The organism is Pseudomonas sp. (genome assembly GCF_037994325.1).
Lineage (GTDB): Bacteria > Pseudomonadota > Gammaproteobacteria > Pseudomonadales > Pseudomonadaceae > Aquipseudomonas.
On record NZ_JBBNAH010000605.1, the window covers coordinates 1 to 1,575 of the forward strand.

Below are 1,575 nucleotides of genomic sequence, written 5' to 3' on the forward strand. Positions count from 1 at the left end.
GGCTAGGGCGGCCTGGCTGCTCTGCACTTCGGTCAGGGTTTCGCGTACCACTTGTTTGGCCAAGCAGGCGCATTTGCCACATTGGCTAGCGACACCGAGCGACTCGCGTACATCGCGGTAGCTGCAGCAACCTTCGTTGATGGCATCGCGGATTTGACCGTCTGTAACACCGAGGCAAAGACAAACGTACATAAAAGGCCCGTAACTCAAATGGCTTGATGCGTGGGATATTAATGTTAATGAGAATGCTTGTCAAAACTTGAGGCGGGTATATTCGCTGACAAGGGAAGCGACCGATCAACGGTAGGCACTGCTTTATTAGCGCAATAAAAAACCCGGCGCTGGGCCGGGTTTTTTACACGCAGGTGGCGACCTCAGTCGTCGAAATCCTGCCAGCCGCCGAGTTCTTTCCAGCGGTTAACAATGCCGCAGAACAGCTCTGCGGTTTTTTCCGTGTCGTAACGCGCCGAATGCGCTTCACGGCCGTCGAAGTCCATCCCGGCCGCTTGGCAGGCGCGAGCCAGCACCGTCTGACCATAAGCCAGACCCGCCAGCGTTGCTGTGTCGAAGCTGGAGAAGGGGTGGAACGGGTTGCGCTTCAAATCGTTACGGGCGACCGCCGCATTGAGGAAGCCCAAATCGAAGCTGCTGTTATGCCCCACCAGAATCGCGCGTTTGCAGCCATTGGCTTTCAGCGCTTTGCGAATGCCGCGGAAGATATCTGTGAGCGCCGACTCTTCGCTTACCGCCATGCGCAGCGGGTGGTCAAGCTTGATGCCGGTGAACTCCAGTGCCGCCGCTTCAATATTGGCGCCTTCGAATGGCTCAATACGGAAGAAGTAGGTGTGCTCCGGAAAGAGAAAACCCTTTTCGTCCATACCCACGGTCGTCGCGGCAATTTCCAGCAGGGCGTCGGTGGCAGAGTTAAACCCGCCTGTCTCGACATCCACCACCACCGGCAAATAGCCGCGAAAACGCTCAGCCATCGGGTGGCGCGAATTGCTGCCGCCGCCTTCCGACTCGTCGTCGTAGTTATCTTCACTCACGCGGTTTGCTCCAGCAGGCGCCAGCGCAGTTTTTCACCGGCGCGCAGCGGGACGACACTGTGCTGGCCAAGCGGCAAGCTGGTCGGGGCAGTCCATTCTTCACGGACCAAGGTAATGGTGTCGGTATTGCGCGGCAGGCCGTAGAAATCCGGGCCGTGCTGGCTGGCGAAACCCTCGAGTTTATCCAGCGCATTACGTTGTTCGAACGCCTCGGCATACAGCTCAATAGCGGCGTACGCGGTGTAGCAACCGGCGCAACCGCAAGCGGCTTCTTTGGCGTGCTGCGCATGGGGCGCCGAGTCGGTGCCGAGGAAGAACTTGGCGCTGCCGCTGGTGGCTGCGTCCAACAGGGCTTCCTGATGCACATTGCGCTTAAGAATCGGCAGGCAATAGAAGTGCGGGCGAATACCGCCAACCAGCATATGGTTGCGGTTATATAGCAGGTGGTGAGCGGTGATGGTTGCACCCACATTAGCCGGGGCGCTGTTAACAAACTGCACCGCATCGCCGGTGGTGATGTGTTCAAACA

At 58.2% G+C, this 1,575-nt stretch carries 2 protein-coding genes and 1 pseudogene; all 3 read right to left on the reverse strand.

The window, feature by feature from the left end:
* Positions 1–192: bacterioferritin-associated ferredoxin (locus AAAB16_RS20130; protein WP_340664924.1), on the reverse strand; the 192-nt coding region annotated here is incomplete at its 3' end.
* Between the two features lie 182 nt (positions 193–374).
* Positions 375–1,046 (reverse strand): ribonuclease T, encoded by a 672-nt coding sequence (gene rnt / locus AAAB16_RS20135; protein WP_110614972.1) that lies wholly within the window; start codon positions 1,044–1,046, stop codon positions 375–377.
* Positions 1,043–1,575: pseudogene (locus AAAB16_RS20140) on the reverse strand (dihydroorotase); the annotation flags it as partial. The pseudogene AAAB16_RS20140 and the gene rnt, both read right to left, overlap by 4 nt.